Genomic DNA, 21,351 nt, shown 5'->3' with positions numbered 1-21,351 from the left:
CTACTCCGGACAGTGGTTGTCCGCATTGGCTTCTACGGTGGCGTCATGGCAATCGGAATCCAGGTCACGATGGACGCGGCGGACCCGGGAAAGCTGGCCGCTTTCTGGGCGGAGGCACTCGGTTACGTGCTGCAGCCGCCACCTCCAGGCTTCGAGTCCTGGGAGGACTTCGCGGTCAAGAACGGCATCCCGTTCGAGTCGGTCAACGACTACTCGGCGATCATCGACCCCGAGGGCAAGGGCCCGCGGTTCTTCTTCCAGCGCGTGCCGGAGGGCAAGACCGCGAAAAACCGCCTCCACCTCGACGTGAACGCCGGGCTGGAGGCGGTTGATCGGCTCGTTTCCCTTGGTGCCACGCGGGTTCGCGAGTTCAACGACAACAAGGGCCACTGGGTCGTGATGCTCGACCCCGAGGGCAACGAGTTCTGCGTGCAGTGATCGCTAGCTGGTGATGTCCTTCGTCTTGAACTGACGTGCCGCGAGCAGCGTGAAGATGCCGCCGTAGACGAGCGCGGAGAACGCCCCGCGGGTCATCTCCGACCAGTCGATGTCGGTCGAGAGCAGGTCGGCCCACGCCATCGCGTAGTGCGTCGGCAGGTAGTTGCGCAGGTCCCCGAGCGGCTCGATCTGGTCGAGGATCTGCGACAGGATCGAGACGAGCACCGTGCCGCCGACCGCACCGAGAGGTGCGTCGGTGGACACGGACAGGAACATCGCGAGGCCCGCTACCCAGAACAGGTTGATCGCGATGTAGACGACCGCGAGCGCCATTCCGAGCACGCCGTCGCCGAACGGGGCGGCCTCGCCGGTCGGGCTCACCACCTCACCGGCGCCGTACCAGGCCACGCCGACGCCCAGGGCCACCGCGGGAAGCAGGGCGAGGGCGAAGACGCTGAGGATGCCGCTGCTGACGGCTTTCTGCCGCAGCAGGCGGTGCCTCGGGATCGGTGCGGCGAGCAGGTACTTGAGGCTCGACCACGACGCTTCGGACGCGATCGTGTCGCCGAAGAACAGCGCCACGATCATCGGCAGCAGGAAGCTGCTGCTCACGAACAGCGTGAGCACCACGAAGTTGATGCCGCTGGCGGTCGCGAGGTCCACGAAGCCGCCGGAGCGGCGGTTCGGGTCGGACTGACCGATCTCGAAGCTCGCCGCGAGGATGAACGGCAGCAACACCAGGAATCCCAGCACGAGCTGGGTCCTGCGGCGGCGGATCTGCCGTTGCAACTCCACGTGGATGCGGAGCGTGCGGCGCGCCTTGTACCCGACCGACGAGCCGTCCGGCGCCACCTTGGTGTGCTGCAGGGCGGCCGCGTCGGTGAGGTCTTTGAGCGCGCCGGGGTCGGTGTGGACGCTGTTCTCGTTCACCGGTCCACCTCCTGCGGGATTGGTGCCTTCGTGCGGTTCGGGTTGGCGGTCCGCACGGGTGCGAACGCGGGCGTCGCCGCGATCTCGTCCGCCACGTCGAGGCCGGCCTCGGCCAGCACCTCGACGGCGGCGGGGTTCGGGGCGTCCGCCGTGGCGGACGCCGCTGCCATCAGGAAGTCATTCACCGACCAGCTCCAAGAACGCGTCTTCCAGCCTGCGTCGCGGGCCCGCCTGGTCCACTGCCACACCGGCCGCCACGAGAGCGGTCAGTGCGACGGAACGCGGGACGCCGTTCATCGACGCGTGCACGGCATCCTCGTCCTCGTGCACGTCGTGCACGCCTTCGAGACTCCGCAGGACATCGGCTGCCTTCGAGGGGGAGTCGACGCGGAACGTCGCCTCGCCGCCTCCCGCCGCGATGTCGGCCACCTCGCCGGCGGCGACGAGCTGACCCTTGTGCATCACGACCACGTGCGAACAGGTCTGCTCCACCTCGGCCAGCAGGTGCGACGACACGACGACCGTGCGGCCCGCCGCGGCGTAGCGGCGCAGGACCTCGCGCATCTGGTGGATCTGGGGCGGGTCGAGCCCGTTGGCGGGCTCGTCCAGGATCAGCAGGTCCGGAAGGCCGAGCATCGCCTGGGCGATCGCCAGCCGCTGACGCATGCCCTGGCTGTACGTGCGCACGCGGCGGTGCACCGCCTTGCCGAGGCCCGCGATCTCCAGCGCCTCGTCGAAGTGCGCCTCGTCCACCGGCCGGCCCGTCGCCGCCCAGTACAGGTGCAGGTTCGCTGCGCCGGACAGGTGCGGCAGGAAGCCGGAGCCCTCGACGAACGACCCGATCCGCGACAGCACCGGAGCGCCCGGCGTGACCTTGTGCCCGAAGACCCGGATGTGGCCCTCGGACGGGTGGATCAGGCCCATCACCATGCGCAGCGTCGTGGTCTTGCCGGCGCCGTTGGGGCCGAGCAGACCGAGCACCATGCCGTGCTCCACGCGGAACGACAGGTCCTTCACCGCCGTCACGCCGCCGGGGTAGGCCTTCGTGAGGTTGGTGATGACCAGCGGCACGTCGGCGAGGTCGGGGTCCGAGTCCTGCGCCATGCGCCGGCGGAACATCGCGATGATGCCGGAGCCGATCAGCACCAGCAGCGCGATCACGATGCCCCACAAGGCTTCCGTCGGGAAGCCCTCGGTGACGTTGCGGCCGGGCACCACGGGCACCGAGATCTCGTCGGAGGCCAGCGAGATCCGGTACGCGGCGGGCTGCTCGGCGTTCGCGAACGCCTGGTCCGTCGTGGACACCACGAGAGCCAGCTTGTGCTCGCTCTCAACAGGACGGACGGTGCCGGGCAGCGTCACCGTCACCTCGGCGGCGGAGCCGTCCGTCGGCAGCGCCACGCGGAACGGGGCGACGATCGAGCCGGGCAGCGTGCGGGTGCCGTCCGCGGAGACGTCGTAGAGCTTCGCGAACAGGATCGCCTCGCCGGACGTCTGGTCACCGCGCGCGACGCGCAGCTTCACCGTCGACGACCCGGTCAGCAGCACCTGCGAGTCCAGCGCGTCCGACGTGAACACCGCGGCCTGGCCCGGCATGTCGAGCGACAGCCGCGACGAGATCGCCGACGACCGTGACAGCGCCGAACCCAGGCCCGGCAGGTTGCTGATCGACGCCGGGTTGCCGCCCGCCGGGTTCACCACGACCTGCTCGCGTCCGCTGAGCTTCAGCGTCTTGCGTTCGGTGGTGGAACCCGCGGCGAGACCGGGGTACGACGGCGCGACGACCGTGCGCAGCGACGGCTGGCCGGACGAGCGGAACGCGCCCTGAACCGTGTACTCGAAGCCGGTGCCGGGGTCGGTTCCCTTGCCGCGCAGGTGGAAGTCCATCCAGTCGGCGATCTCGCCGCGCAGCGCGGTGCCGGGGTTGCCGCCGTCGTGGCCGCCCGCGTACCAGACCATCTTGACCTGGCCGCCGGCCGCCGCGATCTGGCGCGCGGTGGCGTCGGACTGGTCGAGGCCGAACAGGGTGTCCTGCTCGCCCTGCACCAGCATCGTCGGCTGCTTGATCTGGTCGGTCACGGCGACCGGGGACGACTTGCGCAGCAGTTCGAGCGTCTGCTGCGAAGCGCTGCCCGTGGTGGCGACCTCGGTGTAGGCGGTGCAGACCTCGGGCGTGAACCGGCCGCACGCGCCCAATGACGGCGTGGGCGGCTGGAGGCCCTGCGCACCCGAGTTGCCGCCCGGCGCGGGCGCGGTGCCCTGCTGGTTCGACGACTCCCGCTGGCCCGTCTCCGGCGCGTCACCGGTGGGGGACGAGAGGTCGATCGACGTCATGCCCGCGGAGAAGAAGATGCCCGCCCACGACCGCTTGAAGACGCCGTCCTCGCCGAACGCGGTGGCGGACGGGGTGGCGTCCGCCCGCGGTGTCGCCAGCGCCGAGTTCGGCAGCAGCGACTGAGCGAGGTCGTTGTAGGTGATGACGGGGACGATGGTGTCGACGCGCTTGTCGACGCCCGCGAGCAGCAGTGACAACGCACCGCCGTACGACGCGCCTGTCACGCCCACGCGGGGGTCGCCACCGCTGTCCTTCTCCACCTCGTCACGTGTGCCGAGGAAGTCGAGGAGCTTCTGAGCGTCGCGGACCTCGCGGTCGATCGAGTTCAGCGCGATCTGGCCTGTGCTGCGGCCGAAACCGCGCGCGGACCACGTCAGAACGACGAAACCGCGCCGGGCGAACTCCTCGGCCTGGGTGTGCACGCTGCGCAGACTGCCGCCGAAACCGTGCGCGAGCATGATCGCGGGCGCGGGCGTCTGCTGGGGGAGGTAGAGGCGCGTCTCGATCGTCACCGTCTGAGCGCTGTCAGGGCTCTCAGGTGCGTCGATGTTCGCTTCTTTGAAGGAAACGGCTACGGGGTCGTCTCCGGATCGAGTGAAGTACACGCCACCTGCGACGAGGGCGAGGACCACGATCAATGCGGGGATCGTCCACCTGCCGCGAAGGCGGGATAGGCGGGACACGGGGATGACGATATGCGAGTTTTGCTGAGAACCGCCTGTCAGGATCCGCTCGCGGTCTCAGTATGAGTGGATCTTCAGCAGGCCTTCAGGTAGCGGCGGTTCAGGGCCGAACGACACGCGGCGTATTCCCGTTGCGCCTGGTTACGTGGGTCTGCTCACCCTGTGTGGCGCTAACCGCACTTCGTGGAGCACAATATTGACGCAGCATGGAGGGGAGTACTCCCTAAGCGGCGGTGTCGTCAATACGGAGCTTGGCGTGAAGCTCCCGGTGCCGTCGGTCGTTCGAGAGATCATCTCGGCGGCGGAGGAGACCTCCGGGTTTATCTGGCATGCGCTGAGAATCCCGGAGGTTGGGTTGTGAACGTCCCCGCATGGATGTGGCTCGCGACGATCGGTGGTCTGCTCGTTCTGCTCGCCGTGGACCTGGTGATCGTCGATCGGAAACCCCATGAGGTGACGATCGGTGAAGCAGCCCGCTGGGTGGTCTTCTACGTCGCGATGGCCGCGCTCTTCGGCCTCGGGATCTGGTACTTCTCGGGTGGTCAGTACGCCACGGAGTTCTTCGCCGGGTACATCACCGAGTACTCGCTGAGCGTCGACAACCTCTTCATCTTCTTGATCATCATGACGACGTTCAAGGTGCCCGCGATCCACCAGCACAAGGTGCTGCTGATCGGCATCCTGCTCGCGCTCGTCATGCGCGGCATCTTCATCGCGGCCGGCGCGGCGCTCATCAGCCAGTTCAGCTGGGTCTTCTTCATCTTCGGCGCGTTCCTCATCTACACCGGCTGGCAGCTGGCGCGGGAGAACCACGACGAGGAAGAGGAGTACAAGGAAAACCTCATGCTCCGCATGGTGCGCAAGGTTTTCCCGGTGACCGACGACTTCCACGGCTCGAACTCGTTCATCAAGATCGACGGCAAGCGCTACGTGACCCCGATGTTCATCGTGATGGTCGCGATCGGCTCCACCGACCTGCTCTTCGCGCTCGACTCGATCCCCGCGATCTTCGGCCTCACCAAGGAGCCGTTCCTGGTGTTCACGGCCAACGCGTTCGCGCTGATGGGCCTGCGCCAGCTGTACTTCCTGCTCGGTGGCCTGCTCGCGAAGCTCGTCTACCTGTCGATCGGCCTGTCGGTCATCCTCGGCTTCATCGGCGTCAAGCTGATCCTGGAAGCCCTGCACACCAACACCCTGCCGTTCCTCAACGGCGGCGAGCCGTTCCACGTGCCGACGATCGGCATCGAGGTCTCGCTGTCGGTGATCATCGGCGTGCTGGCGATCACGACCATCGCCAGCCTCCTCAAGGTGCGGCGCGACCCGGAGGCCGCGAAGCACGTCGGCGCCGACGCCGGTCACTGAACTCAGCGCTGGTGCGGAAGCGGCACGTGCCCACTGGGGCGCGTGCCGCTTCCGTTTTCGCGTGCTGTCGTGGATCTCAGCTGACGGAGACGCCGTTCTGGTAGACGGCGCGGACGGCCCGCTTCAGCGTTCCGGCCTTCACGTGCTGCTCGGCGTCCCCCTCCACGAGAACGAGATCGGCGAGCTTGCCAGGGGCGAGCTCGCCGAGTTCGTTTCCGAGGCGCATCAGCGCGGCGGCGGACGTGGTGGTCGCGTAGAGCGCTTCCGACGGGGACATGCCGTACTCGACCATCAGCGTGAGCTCGTTGAGGTTGTCGCCGTGGGGGCCGACGCCGGAGTCGGTGCCCATCGCGATCTTCACGCCTGCCTGGTGCGCCTTCTGGAACGCCTGGAAGTGCTGCGAGACAACGGCATTGGCCTTGTCCAGGATGACGTCCGAGATCGCCATGCCGGCCGCGGCCTGGTCGAGCACCATGCGCGGGGCCATCAGCGTCGGCACGAGCCACGTGCCGTTTTTGATCATCTCCTCGACGCCCTCGTCGGTGAGGAACACGCCGTGCTCGATTGACCGCACGCCGTTGCGCACGGCCGTGAGGATGCCGTCGCCGCTCATCGCGTGCGACATGACCGCGATGCCCGCGGCGTTGGCCTCCTGCACGATCATCGCGATCTCCTCGTCGCGGAAGTGCGCGTGGCGGGGATTGCTGCGCGGTGACATCACGCCGCCGCTGGAGGCGATCTTGATGATGTCGGCGCCGTGGCGGACCAGCGTGCGGATGACCTTGCGCAGTTCCTCCGGGCCGTCGGCGACGGTGTCCGGCAGGCCGGGGTGCAGCGGCGGTGAGATGTGCGCGCCGCACTGCATCCAGTCGTCGTTGTGGCCGCCGGTCTGCGAGACCATGTTGACCGCGATCTGCATGCGCGGGCCCTGGATCAGGCCGCGCCGCACCGCCTCCGCGACACCGAGGTCGGCGCCGAGCGCGTCGCGGACCGTCGTGATGCCGCACTGCAGCGTCGCTTTCATGTTGCCGATCGCCTCGTAGAACGGCAGCGAGAACGGCGTGTTCAGCGACCGCACGAGGTCGGCGCCGCTGAACATGAAGTGCACGTGGCAGTCGAACAGTCCCGGCAGGATCGTGTGGCCGGTCGCGTCGACCTTGGTGTCACCGTCGAGTCCGATGCCCACGTCGACGATGCGGTCGCCCTCGACGACCACGTCGCCGGGCTCGGTCGTCCGTCCGGTGAAGACCCTGCCCCCAGAGAACACGATGCGCGTCATACGCGGGAATCTATGCGCTGAGTCAATTTTTGTGATCGGTCAACAAATAACTCTGAGCCTTGCTAACAAGTTCTGTTAACGTCCTGGCCGTGCGCCCTGAAGACCTGCAGCTGCTCACCACGCCCGGCACCGTCGCCGTGTCCGGAGACCTGGTGCTGGTCAGCATCACCACGCCCGACCTCGACAAGAACACCTATCGGGGCGGTCTGCACCGGGTGTTCCCGGATGGCACGACAACACCGTGGACGCACGGTGATCGTGACAATGCGCAGCGCATTTCTCCCGACGGCCGGCTGGTCGCGTTCCTGCGCGTCAGCGGAAAGTCGAAGCCGCAGCTCTACGTCGTTCCGGTGGACGGCGGCGAGCCTCGCAAGCTGACCGATCTGCCGTTGGGCGCCGGTGCCCCGGTGTGGTCGCCGGACTCGTCGCGGCTCGTCTTCGTCGCCCGCGTGCCGGAAGAAGGCCGTTACGGCACGACCGATGACGGCCCCGAGGCCGAGGCGCCGCGCCGCATCACGCGCCTGGACTACCGGGTGGACGACGTCGGCTTCCTCGCCGATCGCCGCCCGCGCCTGCACGTGGTCTCCCTCGACGGCACGGTTTCCGAGGCGACCGACGGCTCCTTCGACGTCTCCGATCCGGCGTGGATCGACGACTCGACGCTGGTGTTCGTGGCGCCGCGCGACCTCGGCGTGTCCGAGACGTTGCACTCCGACCTGTACACCGTTCCCGCTGACGGCGGCTCGGCCTCGTTGCTGGTGCGCGCTGCCGGCGAGGCCTCGATGCCGTTCGTCGCCAACGGCTCGCTCTACTGGCTGGGCACCGAGTTCTCCGGCATCGACGCCGTCGCGCGCAACCACGGTCTGTGGAAGGCGTCGCTCGACGGGTCGTCGCCCGTCCGGCTCACCGACGTCGAAACCGTTGACGTGGAACGACTTTCCGGCCCGCCCGTGGCCGACGCCTCCGGTGTGCTGCTCGTCGTGCGCAACCGCGGCGCGTTGGAGCTGCAGCGGATCCCGTTCGACGGCGGACCCGGCGAGGTGCTGACGGGTTCGTCGGCTGCCGTCCGGTCGTTCGCGACGGACGGGTCCACTGTGGTCGCCGTCGTGTCCACTCCGGACAGCCCGGGCCAGGTCGAGTTCGTCGGAACCGGTGTGCGCACGGCGTTCTCGTCGGTCGAGGCACGCCGTGTGGTCGAACTGGAAGGCTCTGCCTCCGACGGCTACCCGGTGCACGGCTGGCTCGTGCTGCCCGACGGCGACGGCCCGCACCCGGTCGTCATGGCGGTGCACGGCGGCCCGTTCATGTACCACAGCTGGGGTTTCTTCGACGAGGCCCAGGTCTACGCCACCGCCGGATACGCCGTCGTGCTGCCGAACCCGCGCGGCTCCGCGGGCTACGGCCAGGCCCACGGCCAGGCGGTGATCGGCAAGTTCGGCTCCGTCGACGTGGACGACGTCCTCTCCCTTTTGGACGTGGCCCTGGCCCGTCCTGATTGCGACTCCGAACGCGTCGGCGTGATGGGCGGCTCGTACGGCGGCTTCATGACGTCGTGGCTGTCCGCGCATCACGGCGAACGCTTCCGCGCCGCCTGGTCCGAGCGCGCCGTGAACGCGTGGGACTCCTTCGGCGGCTCGTCCGACATCGGCTACTTCTTCGCCGACGCCTACTGCGGCACCGATCCCGAGGCGCAGCGCGCGATGTCGCCGCTGACCTACGCCGAGAAGATCAACCTGCCGTTCGCCGTCGTCCACTCCGAACAGGACTGGCGTTGCCCGCTGGAGCAGGCGCAGCGCATGTTCGTGGCCTTGAAGCGGCGTGGTGTCGAGGCGGAGATGCTGATCTTCCCCGGCGAGGGGCACGAGCTGACCCGGACCGGGCAGCCGCGGCACCGCAGGCAGCGCTTCGACGCAGTTCTGGAGTGGTGGGGCCGCTACCTCAAGGCCTGACCTGCCCGGAACAGCCAGCCGACCGGTGATTCCCGCACCGCGTCCGCCTTCAGCCACACGCGGACGCGGCGCGGGACCAGCTTGACGGAGCGGAGCTTGTCCTCCAGGTCGGCGAGTTCCGCGCGCACGAGTTCGTCCACGGCGACCCCGACGTGCAGGCTCGTGGTCGCGTCCGCCCGCAGTTCGGCGAACCGATCGCCGACGTGCGCGCGGAACTGGTGGAAGTCCTTGGGGAACGTCTCACGCAACTCGAGAATCTTCTCGACCGGCACGTCGGCGAGTCCCTCCGGGATGACGGTCTGCACCGCGGCGGTGATGAACTTCTGGGTCGTCTGCAGGCGCGGAGAGCGCGATGGCAGACCGAAGAGCACCTCCGTGATGCGGTCGGCGGTCGGCTCCAGGAGCGCGTCGTGGGGCAGGACCTGGTCGGTCACCGGGTGCAGCGACTCCCGTTCCGCCAGCCGGTTCGCCAGCAGGCACATGTAGACGGTGGCCAAGTCCGGGTGCATGCCCAGCCAGTTCTCGCCGCCGACGCTGTGCCTTTCACCGAGGCCGTGTTCCACGAGCACGTCGGCGAACCCGCGGCTGAGCCTGTCGTGGTGCAGGTAGGTGAGTCGCGGGTCCGCTGCCGGTCCAGCCGATGACGGGACGGCGCGAGCGTCCCACTCCGCGCGCTTCTCGACGCCGAAGCGGGTGCGAAGCTCGTCCGGGCGGGTCACGGCCACGTGGAGGAAGGCGTCGGAGTCCGCGAAGGACGTGCTCGCGGCGGACAGATCGCTGAGCACTCCGGCGTTCGCGAACCTCGTCGAGACCCGGGAGTCGGCCGGCCTGTAGTTCTGGGGGACCAGGCGGGTGATCACCGGCCAGTACATCGCCGCGTACTTCAGCCACGTGTCGTCGCGGATGTGGATGTACGGGTAGTAGAAGGCGATCGCGGAAACACGGTCCCGCACGTGCGTGACGTGCTGCAGATGTCCGACCTGCACCGCGGTGCCTTGCACGGGTCCGTTGATCTCGTTGTGCGTGCTCACCCGAGCAGTGTGTAGTTCAGTTCCTCGCACACGCGCGCCAACGGGAGATCGAGACCCGGATGGTCCAATGGCAGCAACACGTCCGGCGCCGCAGGCAGCCCGGAAGCCCCGGGCGGGTCCCACAGGCAGATCGCCGGGTCTCCCGAGTCCATCGACGACCGGTACCAAAGCCCGTCCAGCTCCGGATAAGCCGCCCGGATCGCCCGCGACCACGCCTGGGTCACGATCTTCGGCCCGGTCGAGATCTCCTGCGAGGCCCCGACGCGCGTCGGCCACAACCCGCCCAGGTCCAGCAGCCTCAACGTACGGCGAGGCCGGAGCACCACCAGGAACGGCGAGCGGGTGCGGCGGTCCACGATCGACGTGGCCTGGAAGACCTCGGCGATCGACGTGCGCACGGACAGGCCGAAGTAGAGGACGCCGTTCTCGTGGTCCTGGACGGGGCTGCCGTCGTCGGCCGGTTGTTGCGCGTCGAAGCGGGCGTGGGGGAGCGGGCCGGTGTAGCGGAACGTGTTCCAGCGCTGCGGGTGGGAGCCCTTCGCCGTGAACACGCGCACCAGGCGGGTCGCCCGGTGCACCGCCACCACGTCCTCGGTGCGGCGCAGGTGTGCCTGGAGCACGGCAGGGGCAGGCGGCTGCGGAAGCCGTGACATTCGGGTCCTGTCGGGTGTTCGGGAACGCTCAGGCAGGTGTGCCGAGCGTGGAGGCCAGGGTGGCGACGCGGCGGGGGTCTCCTCCGGCGAGGAGCCATTCGCGCGGGGTCGCGGGCTTGCCGTCGACGGGCAGGTCCTCCTGGAGGGTGGTCATGAACGCGGCGACGACGAGCGCCGGTTGGTCCGACGGGATCTCCGCCAGCACGGTTTCGAGGCCCGGGAGCACGCCCGTGCCCGCGAACTGCCAGGCGGGCAGGCGCCAGCTGCCCCTGTCCTTCCAGCCCACGAGCCTGCCGACGCCCAGGCGGTGCCGGATGCGGCTCGTGTCGACCTGGAGCTGGCGCGCGGCGTCGTTCACCGTCAGCGCCGAGTCGCGCAGCACCGCGTGGGCCACGACCGTGCGGGTGCGCGGCTTCGCGTCGGACGGGCCCGCCGGCGAGAGGTCCAGGCCCACGTCGGTCAGCGCCGCCTGCTGGTCCGGCGTGAAGTACGTGGCCGGTTCCGGGTGTGGCGGGGCGAGCCTTCGTGCCGCGTCGGTCACGAGGGCCAGGAACTCGTCGGGACTCACCTGCAGGCCGGCCTTGGCCAGCACCGTCTCCAGGGCAGGACTCATGCGCACAGAATAGCCCGTGCGTGCGCATCTGTGCGCCCTACGAACGGTCTAAGCAGGAACGATCGACGTTGCGCGCTCACGCGACGACGCTACGTGAGAATTCCCGGTCCGGACCGGTGACGTGGGCCTCATCTGGCACATCGATACCATTCCCGGATGCAGCTCGACCGCACCGCCAAGCGGGTCGTGGTGGCGTGGGCCGCCGTCATGGTCGCCACGATCACCTACGTCATGCTCCGCCCACCGGGGTGGTCGCTCGATCTGCGCGTCTACCGCAACGGTGGCGCGGCGTTCCTCAAGGACATCCCGCTCTACGTCGAGGGCTTCGCGAAACCCCTCGGTGGTCCCGACCTGCCCTTCACCTACCCGCCGATCGCCGCCGTGCTGTTCAGCCTGCTGGCGCTCGTCCCGCTCGGGGTCGCGATCTTCGCGGTGGCGGCGGCGAACCTCGCGATGCTCACGGGGCTGTGCCTGATCGCGGCGGGCCGCGTGCTCGGCTGGGGTCCGGACGCGGTGAAGTGGGGACTGGGCGCGGCGGCGGTGTCGTCGATCTTCGACCCGTTGCGCGAGACGTTGTGGTTCGGCCAGATCAACCTGCTGCTGGGTCTGCTGGTGATGGCCGACTGCCTGCTGGAACGCACCCGCTGGTGGCCGCGGGGCGCGCTGATCGGGCTCGCGGCCGCGATCAAGCTGACGCCGGCGTTCTTCGCGTTGTTCTTCGTGGCACGGCGGCAGTGGAAGCCCGTGTTCGTGTCCATCGGCTCGTTCTTCTTCTTCGTGGTGCTGGGGTTCCTCGTCTCGTTCGGCGACGCCAAGGAGTACTGGACGCACGCGCTGCTCGATCCGGGCCGCGTCGGGCGCCTCACCTACGCGTCGAACCAGGCCATCCGCGGCACGCTCGCCCGCTTCGGCCTGGAGAACGGTGCCCAGGTCGGCGTGTGGCTCGTGCTGGCGCTGGTCGTCGTGGCGGCCGTGTGGTGGCTGGCCTCGCAGCTCGGGGACATCGAGGCGTTCTTCGTCGTGGCGATCGGCGGCCTGCTGATCTCGCCCGTGTCGTGGGGGCACCACTGGGTGTGGATCGCGCCTGCGCTCGTGCTGCTCTCACGGCCCGAGTTGCGCCGTCAGTGGGCGTCGTGGGCGGTCGTGGCGGTGTTCGCGATCGGGCCGCACTGGCTGTTCCCGCGCGACAACGACGTCGAGCGGAACTGGGCGTGGTGGCAGCAGGTGATCGGCAACCTCTACGTGTTCGTCGGGGTCGCCGTGCTGGTCACACTCGCGGTGCGGGTCGTACGAGACCGCCGCCGAGCTGCTTCAACCGCAGGCTGAACAGCACCAGCACCACGCCCCACAGGATCGCGAAGACGCCGATGGTGATCACGAACGCCAGCGCGCCCGCGGCCGGGTTCACGACGAGGATGATGCCGAGCAGCACCGTGAGCGCGCCGGTGACGACGTAGAACCACTCGTTCGTCATCACCTTGCGCAGGCGGATGGCGTCGACGATCTGCAGCACACCCGTGACGAGCGCCCACGCCGCGATGAGGAGCAGCAGCGCGGTCGCCGTGATGCCCGGCCAGAACAACGCGATCAAGCCCGTGACCAGCCCGAGCACGCCGATGAGGCCGAGCGCCCAGCGGGCGGGCCACTCCTTGTGGGTGAGGGTCAGGTACAGCATCATCGCGCCGTCGAAGAACGCGTAGGCGCCCCACAGGATGATCAGCGCCAGCAGTGTCAGGCCCGGCCAGAGAAGAGCGGCCAGGCCGAACAGGACCGCGAACACCCCGCGCACCGTGAAAAGCCACCACCGTTGCATGTTCAGGATCGTCTCGGCTGTTGCTGGGCTCGGCAACCTGAGACCCTCGTCCGGTGCTGATCCGAGTGGCTGACTGGGAGCGCATCCGATCCGGCGAGATCACGTTGCAGTTCCGGCGGTGGAAACGGCCGACCGTGCGCGCCGGCGGGAGGTTGCGGACGTCGCAGGGCGTGCTCTCGATCGACGAGATCGAGGTCGTGTCGCGGGTGACCCGTGCGGAGGCGGTGGCGGCCGGATTTCCCTCCGTCGCCGCGCTGAAGTCCTCTGTGGACGGACGGGAGGGCTCGCTCTACCGGATCCGCCTGCGTTTCGCGGGCGACGATCCGCGCATCGAGCTGCGTTCGTCGTCCGATGTGGACGGAGTGGAGCTGAAGGAGGACGCCCTGGCGGTGCTGCGGCTGATCGCGGCGAACCCCGGCGTGCGGGCTGCGGACCTGGCCGCCTCGCTCGGCCGCGAGAAGCTGCCGTTCAAGGCGGACGTCCGCAAGCTCAAGGCCAAGGGACTGACCGAGTCGCTGCGGGTGGGGTATCGCCTCTCCCCGCGGGGAGAGGCGTACCTGAAAACCCTCGACTAACCCTGGCCCGTGATGATCGTGACGGCCCGGTCCTGCGTCTGCTCGTTCACCTCGGCGACCTGGAAGCCACGCGCCGCCGCGTGCGCCACCAGCTCGGGCTCCGGCGGCAGGCCGTACTTGCGCAGGTAGTGCGGCACGGCGCCGGCCCAGATCCAGGTGCCGTCGGTGCGGAAGTTCAGCGGCACGTCCTGCTCGCCGCTCTGCGAGAACTCGTCGAGGTCGTAGCTGCGCGCGGCCAGCACGACCGGCGCCGACTCGAGGTAGGCGAGCAGCCCGTCGAGCAGCTGCGGGTCGACCGGCTGACGGTTCACGATGATGCGGCCGTCGTCGTTCTTGCCGTCGTACACGCGTGCCGTGCGCAGCTCGTCCGAACCAGCCTGCGGCTGCTCCGGCTGCGCGGCCGGCACCTGGTACTCCTGTTGCGGCTGCTGGGGTTCCGGCTCGGGCGCGGGCAGCGGCGGCAGGCCGACGCGCTGACGCCACCAGTCCGGGATCATCCGGTCCGGCCGCGGGAACGTCTGCAACTCGTCGCGGAACCCGATGGGCGGCGGCGCGTTCCGCCAGCGCGGCTCGTCCTCGGCGTTGAAGTCCACCGTGAACGCCGCAGGCGCCTCGATCTCGTACGTCGCGCTCAGCCAGGTGCCGCGCTCGGGGTGGTACATGCCCCCGCGCAGGTGCCCGAACATCTGCACGACGTCCATCGGTGGCCGCACCGGTCGCAGCTGGCCATCGGGCCCCGCGAACGCCAGGTCGACCTCGATGTGCCGGCCTGCCGCCCGGTACTCGGCCCGGATGCGCTGCCAGCCCTGCGGTACGACAGGCAGCATGGCACGGCCGATCTGCCGCACCAGCTGCTGCTGGTCCTGCTCGCTCAGCGGTGTAGCCGGCTGGCTCATGTGGTCCTCGCCCCTCTCCCCGTGAAAGCCCGCTGATCTTATCGGGCTGCCGTGACGCGCGCGGGCCGGTCGTACACCCCACGCCGTTCGCACCACTCTGAGTGGGTGTCCGGCCCTGCGGTTCCAGGACCGGTCAGAGGCTTTCGCGCGTCCAGGAGCCGTTGTACAGGTACGGCGGCAGGTACTCCGACGTGACCTCGATCGGGATGTCCGCGTCGTGCGCGACGCTCGCCAGCCCGAGAGGGCCGATGGCGACGTACCCGTTCGGGGACTCCTCGTTCTCCTCCGTCGACCAGAGTTCCCTGAACAACTCCAGCGCTTCCGCGAGCGCCTGGTCGAACTGCTCCTCGCGGCCGGCGTCGATGATGTTGTGGAACACGTTCAGCTGCGGGAAGGCGACGACGCGCACGTGCTCGCGGTGCACCGGGTCGACCTCGTCCGCGGCGGTGGCCTTCAGCGCCGTGTTCAGCGCCTCGTGCACGCCTGGCTGCTGGAGGTTGAACTTCTGGAACATGTCGACCATGAGGAAGACGTAGTCGGGTTCCTCGCTGCCGGAGGCGCGCAGCACCTCCAGAGGCACCGCGCTGAGCTGCTCCGTCTTCGCGACGTCCCTGGCGATGGCCGCCAGGTGGTTCGTGGTGAGCCAGGTGCCGCCGGACGCGAAGTACACGGGACCTGTCGCGGTGACCGGAATCTGCTTGCCCCGCAGGGTGATCTCGACCGGCGTGCCCTCTTCGGCCGTGGCCACGGCGTAGATCGCTGCGCCGACCTCCGCGGCGAAGCGCAGGCTGTCCCAGGTGTCGCCGTCGCTGCCCGGCGGGTCGACGGCGCACCGGTGGCCGAGATGGCGGAGCGCGTCCCTCATCAACCCGCTCAGCGCGAGCGTGCGGACGTTCGGGAGGGAGTCGACCGTCTCCTCGATCCGCCGCTCGATCTTCTCCAGCTGCTCGGCGGACCAGTCCGGATCGACCTCGTGCCGGCTGACCTCGACCATGTCAGCGGTTGGACCAGGTGCCGCTCACCAGGTTCTCCGGCAGGTAGTCGGACTCGACCTCGACCGCGAAACCGTTGTCCCTGCCGCGGATCGCCATGGCGAGCACGGCGAGCGCGACGAATCCGTCGGGGTTGTCCGCGAAGTCGACCTGACGCCAGTAATCGCGGTGCGCCGTGGTCGCCTGCACCAGTGCGTCGGTGAAGTCCTCCTGCCCGCCGCGCAGGACGCGGAACAGGACGTTCACCGGCGGGTACGCGACGAGCAGCATGAAGTCGCTGGAGGCGAACTTCGCCTGCCCCGGATCGGTCAGGTCGATCACGGACTCGAGCAGAGCGGGGGGAACCTGGTCGCCGCGGAGGTAGCGCTGCATCGTGTCCACCCAGGGGAGGACGTACTCCTCGACCTTCGCGCCGCTGCCGAGCAACGTGTACTTGCCGACCTGGCACAGCTCGGCGATGCGCTGCTCGCTGCGCGTGGCGATGGCGAGCCAGGCGGCGGTCAGCCAGTCGACCGGGGTGGCGTGGTGGTTCGGGCCGAGCACCGGCAGCCGGTACTCCCGGTCACCCAGCCGGTAGGGGACGAAGTCCTCCGACTTGGACGTGCGGGCGAAGACCGCGTTCGCCGTCTGGGACGCGAGCACGGCCGCCTGCCACGTCTCTTCCTTGCCCGCGGCCGGGTCGAGCACGGTGAGGTACTCGAAGCGCATCAGCGCGCGCCTGCGTGCGGCGCTCAGCGCGTCCGGGTCCGACTCGACGTCCTCCAGCGCCGACTCGATCAAGCGCTGGAGCGTGTCCACCTGACCGCGGGCGAATTCCTCGCTGATCTCGTGCCTGGGAATTTCGTGCATCGCGTTGCCGGTCCTCACCTGGGCATCAATGGCAGACGTGGTTGGTAATCGTAGCCTTCGAACGGCCGGTACTTCCATCCGGTCAACTCGTGGTCGACGCCCGTTTCATTCGTTTGTGCGCGCACCTCGACGTAATCGAGCCGACCGTCCTTCTTCGCCTTTCGCAATTCCTCGGCGAGCTCCGCGTCGGCTCCACCCCGGCGTTCCATCGCCTGCAGGGTGTCGTCGAAGTACGCGGGGTGGCCCTGCTGGTAGACCTTGGGGCCCTCCGCGGTCTGCACGATGCGTTCGCTCGCCGGACCGCTGGGCGCCTTGGCCTCGTGGACGACGTAGTCCGGCTTCTGCCCGTCCAGGTAGTCGACCTTGTAGACCTGGTCGAAGTTGCTGTTGCCAGGAGTGCCGGGCCGGTGCATGGGCTCGATCTCGGCCAGCACCCTGCCGGTCTTGGCGTCGTAGACCTCCAGCACGTCACGGCTGGTGTGCGACGGGTCGAAGTCGCCGCCGCCCTTGGTGCGGAAGTCGACCTCCGCGTCCGGGAACGCGTGCGCGAACTGCGAGTGCACCCGGTCGCGCAGGGCGTGGGAGGACACCTGCTCGCCGAAGTGCTCCGAAGCGGTCGTCTGGGCGCCGATGGCCTCCGAGCGTTCCGGCGAACCCTTGGGGGTCTCGTCCATCGCCTTCTGGCGCTCGGCCATCGCTTCCTGGCGCGCCTTGGTCTTCTCGTCGATCCGCTGGTCGTCCGCGGCTTTCCAGTCCTGGTCCTGGCGGTAGTCGTCCGGGCGGGAATCCGTGTCGCCGCCGGAATTCGTGTCGGCGTCCGAACCGTCCCGGGGAACTTCCTTCGCGCGCGTTTCATCGAAGCCGAGAGATTCGGCGGGCGGCCGGTCGGACTTCAGTTCCGGCTTGCCGTCCTTGAGGTCGACGGGCGGCGGCTTCATCCCGTCCACGTCCGGGCTGCGGTCCGCCCGCACCACCAGTTCGGTTCGCCCGTTCGTCGTGCGCTCGTAGTAGTGGTGCTTGATGTAGTCGTCGCTGGCGATCTTGTCGCGCGGCGACATCCCGCTCGTCCCACCGGGCTCGTCCCGCCAGTCGGTGGGACCGCTGTCGTTCGAGCTGTCGCCCCGGTCGACGGCGCCGTCCGTGTCGGTGTCGGCATCCGGGTCGTGGCGCTGCGTGTCGGGTGCGTAGCCGTCGTCGCCGGTCCTCGTGCTCGAACCGTCCGGGTGGTGGGTCTCCCACTCGCCGTTCGGCGGGATCTTCGGCTGGCGGGTGCCGTCGGGCCGGATCTCGGGGTCGCTCGTGAAGACGCGGCCGTTGGCGTCCGTCCAGGCCGGCTTGGTGGGGGCCAGCACGGGTGCGTCGAGGTGCTTCGAGAGCTGCTTGGCGAAGTCGTTGCTGGCGGCGTCGCAGCCGATCAGACGCACCGGCTTGCTGCCGTCGTAGCCGGAGCGGCGGAGCATGTCCGCGTACTCCTTCGGCGTGTAGTCGTGGCCGCCGATGCGAGCCCGGCCGTCCGGGGTGACGTGGACGTCCGCGGTGAAGTAGCGCGGGTCGTTGGGGACGCGGTGCGGCAGGTCACCCATGTCCGGGTCGCCGCCGTGGTGCGAGACGCCGGACGGGGTGGTCTCGGCGTGCCGCTGGTGCGCCTCCTCGGGGGAGGGGCGATCCGCGGGCGGGGCGTCCTGGTCGTGGTTGTTCGGGCTGTCGGGGTCGCCGTCGTGCGGCTTGTCCGGGGTGTTGTCGTGCGGCTTGTCGCCGTCCGGGCCGTGGTGCGGCGCGTCCGCGTCGGGGCGGTGCGGCGCGTCGGCGTCCGGGCGGCGGGGTGCGTCGGCGTCGGGACGGTGCGGGGTCGCGGCTTCCGGGCGGGTGCTGTCCGGGGCGCGGTGGGGCGCCTCGGCCGTGTCGGTGCCGCGGTGGCGGGGGCCGTCCGGGGTGTGCGGGCGGGAGCCGTCCGGGCGGGTGCCGTCGGGACGAGAGCCGTCAGGGCGGGTGCCGTCTGGCCGGTTGCCGGGGCCGCTGCCGTCCGGGCGCGACGGGCTGTCAGGCCGGTGCGGCGCGTCGGGGCGGTGAGGGGCGTCGGGACGTGACGGACCGCCGTGGGGCGCGTCCGGTCGAGACGGCGAGTTCGGGCCGCCGTGCGGTGCGTTGGGCCCGTGCGGTGCGTTGGGTGCGTGTGGTGCGTTGGGACCGCCGTGGGGCGCGTTGGGCCCGTGCGGGGTGTTCGGGCCGTGCGGCGCGTTAGGCGCGTGGGGCGCATTCGGACCGTGTGGTGCGTTGGGTGCATGCGGCGCGTTGGGGCCGCCGTGTGGTGCGTTGGGTGCGTGGGGCGCGTTGGGTGAGGCCGGGCGCGTTGGTGCGGACGGGCCGTTGTGCGGAGCGTCGGGGCGTGACGACGGCGTCGTGTTGCCGTGTGGTCCGTCAGGGCGCGACGGGGCGTGGGGCGCGTCGGGACGCGACGGTCCGCCGTGCGGGCCGGACGGGCCCGTGTTGGGGCGGCCCTGGGGGGCGTCCGGGCGTGACGACGGTGCGTTCGGGGCGTCCGTGCGGGCCGAGGGTGCGTTCGGAGCCGTCGGTGCGGACGACTGCGGGCGCATCGGGGCGTCGCCGCGAGGGGCGTTCGGCCCGGAGGGGGAGTGCGGGGCGCCTGCTCCGGGAGCGTGTGGTGCTCCTGCCGACGGGCTGTGGGCCGGTGGCATGTTCGGACTGGACGGTGCCGACGGGGCGTGCGGTGCGGCTGCCGACGGTGAGGTGGCGCGGCTCGGAGGAGTCGCGTCGGGACGTGCCGCGTTCGGGGAGCCGGCCGAGGGGCCGCCGGCCGACGGGCTGTGCGGGGCACCGGCCGAGGGGGCGTGTGGCATGCCGCCGCCCGAAGGCATTCCGCCCGACGGGGCGGACGGTGCGGAAGGCATCGAGGGTGCCGAAGGGGAGGACGGCATCGACGGGACCGACGGTGCGCTCGGCATCGAGGCCGGACGGGACGGGGCGTCCGCGCGGGAGGCCGACGTCGACATGTCGGGAGAGCGCGGCGCGGGTGCGCCGGAGCCCAGGTCGCCTCGGCTGCCGGGGGTGCCGGTCCAACCCTGGCCGGGACCCGTCGGCGGACGGCCTGCCGCCGGGGACGACGGTGCGCCGCCGCCCGCGGCAGGGGCGCCGCCGCCCATCGGGCCGGACTGGGCCGGCGTCGACGGGGAGGTGTCCGGGGTGCGGGTGGGGGCCTGCGGGGCGTCCGGGCGCAGAGGCGCCTCCGGCGGTGCCACCGAGGACTGGACGGTCTGGCCCGTGTTGCGGGTCGGCGCCGGTGCGTCCGGGGTCGACGAGGTGTGCGGGGCGCTCGGGGCCGCCGGTGAAGAAGGCGAGCCCGGAGAGCCGGGAGAGCTGTCGGGCGTGCGCGGGGCCGAAGGGGGCGAGGAGTTGTCGGGGGTCCGCGACGGGGCGTCGGGCGTCGAGCTGTCCGGGGTGCGCGTGGGCGACGGCGCGGACGAGGGCGACGAGGTGTCCGGGGCACGCGAAGGCGCGTCCGGCGTCGAGGACGGCGAAGAAGGCGATCCCGGCGGCGAGGACGACGAAGGAGAGGAAGGAGACGAAGGAGAACTGTCCGGAGAGGACGGAGAGGACGGTGAAGAAGGCGAGGACGGCGAACTGTCCGGCGAAGAAGGTGAAGAGGGTGAGGACGGCGAACTGTCCGGAGAGGACGGTGAAGAAGGCGACCCACCGGGAGACGACGGCGAACCAGGGGTGCCGGAAGGCGAGAGGTCCGGGGCGTTGGTGCTGTGGAACAGGCCGCCGGGCTTGATGGACTTCGTGGAGATCACGTCGAGTCCGGTCACCTTGCCGACCAGCTTGCCGACGACCTTCATGATCTTCGTGAAGATCTCGACCAGCTTGCCCAGCAGCGGCGAGACCTTCTTGATGGTCTTGATGAGCTTCTGGATCAGCTCACCGATGCGGGTGGCCCACTTCGAGATCGCGGTCACGGCCTGCGCCACGATCACCGGCGTGCCGAAGCCCAGCGTGAACACGGCCTCCAGCACCCACGTGATCAGCTTCGCGACCAGGTCGGCGATCAGGTCGCGCACCATCTCGCGCACGAACCCGACGACCATGCCCATCACGCCGACGACGGTGCCGACCGAACCCGCGGCGGAAGCCGCGCCGGACAACGCGTCCAGCTGCTCGCCGGCGGCTTTGCGGTAGGCGTCGCCCGCGCTGCCGGTCCATCCGCCGGTGCCGTCGACGGCCGCCTTGTAGTCGCCCGCGATCTTGCCGAGCTCCTGCGAGACGTTGCCCCACGTCGTGGAGTACGACTGGATCACCGGCGGGTCGCCCGCCAGCCAGTCCAGGGCCTCCTTCAACGGCTGCATGTGTTCCATCAGGAACGAGGCCGCGGACGACAGCAGCGTGCCGAACGGGTCGATCGCCATCGAGGCGGCGTCGGCCACGAGACCCACGACGCCGAGGCCGCCCTCGATCCAGCTGCCCTCGGAGATGCCCTTGTACGCGTCCACCGCCGAGTCGGCGATGGAGAAGCCGGTCGCCCAGCCGTTGTCACCGGTACCGGCGTTGAAGAAGCCGGACGGTTCGGCGGGGGCCTTCGCCACCAACGGGTTCGGTGAGGACATCAGACGCCACCCTTCAGCGTGCGGGTGATCTGGTCTTCGACCTCTTGGTAGTGCTTCGCGGTCTCGGTGATCTTCTTGGCGGTGGCCTCCATGGCCTCCGCCGCGCCGCTCAGCGCGTCCATGCCCCACTGCTCGACCGGATCGAGCAACATCCGGAACGGCTGGCAGATGATCCCGTACGCGTCAGTCGGCATCGACACGGTGTTGGCCGCGTCCACTGCTCCCTGCAGTCGCCCGTGCAGGCCCTCCAAGGCCTTGGCGTGCGCTTCCAGCACGTCCGAGGTGACGTTGAAACCACCGGAAGTCATCGAACCCCCTCAAGTTCGAGCAGCGG

At 69.8% G+C, this 21,351-nt stretch carries 18 protein-coding genes; 5 read left to right on the top strand and 13 right to left on the bottom strand.

Annotation, left to right across the window (positions count from 1 at the left end; translation table 11 throughout):
- Positions 1–45 precede the first annotated feature (45 nt).
- The gene (locus SK854_RS22520; RefSeq protein ID WP_319977061.1) at positions 46–438 is read left to right on the top strand and encodes a VOC family protein; all 393 of its coding nucleotides are present in this window, start codon (positions 46–48) and stop codon (positions 436–438) included.
- A gap of 3 nt (positions 439–441) precedes the next feature.
- On the opposite strand, the gene SK854_RS22515 is transcribed toward SK854_RS22520, so the two are convergent.
- From SK854_RS22515 to SK854_RS22505, 3 genes are read right to left on the bottom strand one after another with little or no spacing between them, the layout of a single operon-like run.
- Positions 442–1,368, bottom strand: coding sequence for an ABC transporter permease (locus SK854_RS22515; RefSeq protein WP_319977059.1), 927 nt, complete (start codon positions 1,366–1,368; stop codon positions 442–444).
- On the bottom strand, positions 1,365–1,553 hold the full coding sequence (locus tag SK854_RS22510; protein WP_084401629.1) for a hypothetical protein: 189 nt from the start codon (positions 1,551–1,553) through the stop codon (positions 1,365–1,367). The genes SK854_RS22515 and SK854_RS22510 overlap by 4 nt, the downstream gene beginning before the upstream one ends.
- A complete protein-coding gene (locus SK854_RS22505; protein WP_406601808.1) occupies positions 1,546–4,215 on the bottom strand; it encodes an alpha/beta fold hydrolase in 2,670 nt (889 codons plus the stop codon). Before SK854_RS22505 ends, SK854_RS22510 begins: the two co-directional genes overlap by 8 nt.
- Before the next feature lie 528 nt (positions 4,216–4,743).
- On the opposite strand from SK854_RS22505, the gene SK854_RS22500 reads away from it, so the two are divergent.
- The gene (locus SK854_RS22500) at positions 4,744–5,748 is read left to right on the top strand and encodes a TerC family protein (RefSeq protein ID WP_319977057.1); all 1,005 of its coding nucleotides are present in this window, start codon (positions 4,744–4,746) and stop codon (positions 5,746–5,748) included.
- 76 nt (positions 5,749–5,824) lie between these two features.
- Here SK854_RS22500 and SK854_RS22495 read toward each other — a convergent pair whose 3' ends face one another.
- Complete coding sequence (locus SK854_RS22495; RefSeq protein ID WP_319977056.1) at positions 5,825–7,027, bottom strand: metal-dependent hydrolase family protein; 1,203 nt, start codon at positions 7,025–7,027, stop codon at positions 5,825–5,827.
- Positions 7,028–7,116: 89 nt separating this feature from the next.
- On the opposite strand from SK854_RS22495, the gene SK854_RS22490 reads away from it, so the two are divergent.
- Positions 7,117–8,976, top strand: a complete 1,860-nt coding sequence (locus SK854_RS22490; protein ID WP_319977055.1) for a S9 family peptidase — start codon at positions 7,117–7,119, stop codon at positions 8,974–8,976.
- Here the strand turns inward: SK854_RS22490 and SK854_RS22485 are convergent.
- From SK854_RS22485 to SK854_RS22475, 3 genes are read right to left on the bottom strand one after another with little or no spacing between them, the layout of a single operon-like run.
- Positions 8,961–10,007 carry a DUF6236 family protein gene (locus SK854_RS22485; RefSeq protein WP_319977054.1) on the bottom strand — a complete coding sequence of 349 codons (1,047 nt, stop codon included), beginning with the start codon at positions 10,005–10,007 and terminating at the stop codon, positions 8,961–8,963. The two genes, SK854_RS22490 and SK854_RS22485, sit on opposite strands and share 16 nt — an antisense overlap.
- A complete protein-coding gene (locus SK854_RS22480; protein ID WP_093596775.1) occupies positions 10,004–10,660 on the bottom strand; it encodes an RES family NAD+ phosphorylase in 657 nt (218 codons plus the stop codon). The genes SK854_RS22485 and SK854_RS22480 overlap by 4 nt, the downstream gene beginning before the upstream one ends.
- A gap of 28 nt (positions 10,661–10,688) precedes the next feature.
- Complete coding sequence (locus SK854_RS22475; protein ID WP_319977053.1) at positions 10,689–11,273, bottom strand: DNA-binding protein; 585 nt, start codon at positions 11,271–11,273, stop codon at positions 10,689–10,691.
- Between the two features lie 156 nt (positions 11,274–11,429).
- Between SK854_RS22475 and SK854_RS22470 the strand changes: the two genes are divergently transcribed.
- A complete protein-coding gene (locus SK854_RS22470) occupies positions 11,430–12,599 on the top strand; it encodes a glycosyltransferase 87 family protein (protein WP_319977052.1) in 1,170 nt (389 codons plus the stop codon).
- Here SK854_RS22470 and SK854_RS22465 read toward each other — a convergent pair.
- Entirely contained in the window at positions 12,541–13,086 is a 546-nt protein-coding gene (locus tag SK854_RS22465) for an HdeD family acid-resistance protein (RefSeq protein WP_319977051.1), read from the bottom strand. The two genes, SK854_RS22470 and SK854_RS22465, sit on opposite strands and share 59 nt — an antisense overlap.
- A gap of 53 nt (positions 13,087–13,139) precedes the next feature.
- On the opposite strand from SK854_RS22465, the gene SK854_RS22460 reads away from it, so the two are divergent.
- Positions 13,140–13,661 (top strand): ASCH domain-containing protein, encoded by a 522-nt coding sequence (locus SK854_RS22460; protein WP_319977050.1) that lies wholly within the window; start codon positions 13,140–13,142, stop codon positions 13,659–13,661.
- On the opposite strand, the gene SK854_RS22455 is transcribed toward SK854_RS22460, so the two are convergent.
- From SK854_RS22455 to SK854_RS22435, 5 genes are all read right to left on the bottom strand, one after another.
- Positions 13,658–14,557 carry a hypothetical protein gene (locus tag SK854_RS22455; protein ID WP_319977049.1) on the bottom strand — a complete coding sequence of 300 codons (900 nt, stop codon included), beginning with the start codon at positions 14,555–14,557 and terminating at the stop codon, positions 13,658–13,660. The two genes, SK854_RS22460 and SK854_RS22455, sit on opposite strands and share 4 nt — an antisense overlap.
- Positions 14,558–14,690: 133 nt before the next feature.
- On the bottom strand, positions 14,691–15,551 hold the full coding sequence (locus SK854_RS22450; RefSeq protein WP_319977048.1) for an immunity 49 family protein: 861 nt from the start codon (positions 15,549–15,551) through the stop codon (positions 14,691–14,693).
- 1 nt (position 15,552) lies between these two features.
- Positions 15,553–16,398: an immunity 49 family protein gene (locus SK854_RS22445; protein WP_319977047.1), complete on the bottom strand. Its 846-nt coding sequence runs from the start codon at positions 16,396–16,398 to the stop codon at positions 15,553–15,555.
- 14 nt (positions 16,399–16,412) lie between these two features.
- Positions 16,413–21,017 (bottom strand): hypothetical protein, encoded by a 4,605-nt coding sequence (locus SK854_RS22440; protein WP_319977046.1) that lies wholly within the window; start codon positions 21,015–21,017, stop codon positions 16,413–16,415.
- Positions 21,017–21,325, bottom strand: a complete 309-nt coding sequence (locus SK854_RS22435; protein WP_319977045.1) for a type VII secretion target — start codon at positions 21,323–21,325, stop codon at positions 21,017–21,019. The genes SK854_RS22440 and SK854_RS22435 overlap by 1 nt, the downstream gene beginning before the upstream one ends.
- Between the last annotated feature and the right edge of the window lie 26 nt (positions 21,326–21,351).

The sequence above is a fragment of the Lentzea sokolovensis genome (genome assembly GCF_033949975.1).
Classification (GTDB): domain Bacteria; phylum Actinomycetota; class Actinomycetes; order Mycobacteriales; family Pseudonocardiaceae; genus Lentzea; species Lentzea sokolovensis.
This window is presented reverse-complemented; position numbering and strand designations above follow the sequence as displayed.

Bases quoted from the DNA above. Each gene is read 5' to 3' on its own strand.
- SK854_RS22520 (WP_319977061.1), top strand. From the start codon at position 46: ATGGCAATCGGAATCCAGGTCACGATGGACGCGGCGGACCCGGGAAAG.
- SK854_RS22495 (WP_319977056.1), bottom strand. From the start codon at position 7,027: ATGACGCGCATCGTGTTCTCTGGGGGCAGGGTCTTCACCGGACGGACG.
- SK854_RS22480 (WP_093596775.1), bottom strand. From the start codon at position 10,660: ATGTCACGGCTTCCGCAGCCGCCTGCCCCTGCCGTGCTCCAGGCACAC.
- SK854_RS22475 (WP_319977053.1), bottom strand. From the start codon at position 11,273: ATGAGTCCTGCCCTGGAGACGGTGCTGGCCAAGGCCGGCCTGCAGGTG.
- SK854_RS22470 (WP_319977052.1), top strand. From the start codon at position 11,430: ATGCAGCTCGACCGCACCGCCAAGCGGGTCGTGGTGGCGTGGGCCGCC.
- SK854_RS22465 (WP_319977051.1), bottom strand. From the start codon at position 13,086: ATGCAACGGTGGTGGCTTTTCACGGTGCGCGGGGTGTTCGCGGTCCTG.
- SK854_RS22455 (WP_319977049.1), bottom strand. From the start codon at position 14,557: ATGAGCCAGCCGGCTACACCGCTGAGCGAGCAGGACCAGCAGCAGCTG.
- SK854_RS22450 (WP_319977048.1), bottom strand. From the start codon at position 15,551: ATGGTCGAGGTCAGCCGGCACGAGGTCGATCCGGACTGGTCCGCCGAG.
- SK854_RS22445 (WP_319977047.1), bottom strand. From the start codon at position 16,398: ATGCACGAAATTCCCAGGCACGAGATCAGCGAGGAATTCGCCCGCGGT.
- SK854_RS22440 (WP_319977046.1), bottom strand. From the start codon at position 21,017: ATGTCCTCACCGAACCCGTTGGTGGCGAAGGCCCCCGCCGAACCGTCC.
- SK854_RS22435 (WP_319977045.1), bottom strand. From the start codon at position 21,325: ATGACTTCCGGTGGTTTCAACGTCACCTCGGACGTGCTGGAAGCGCAC.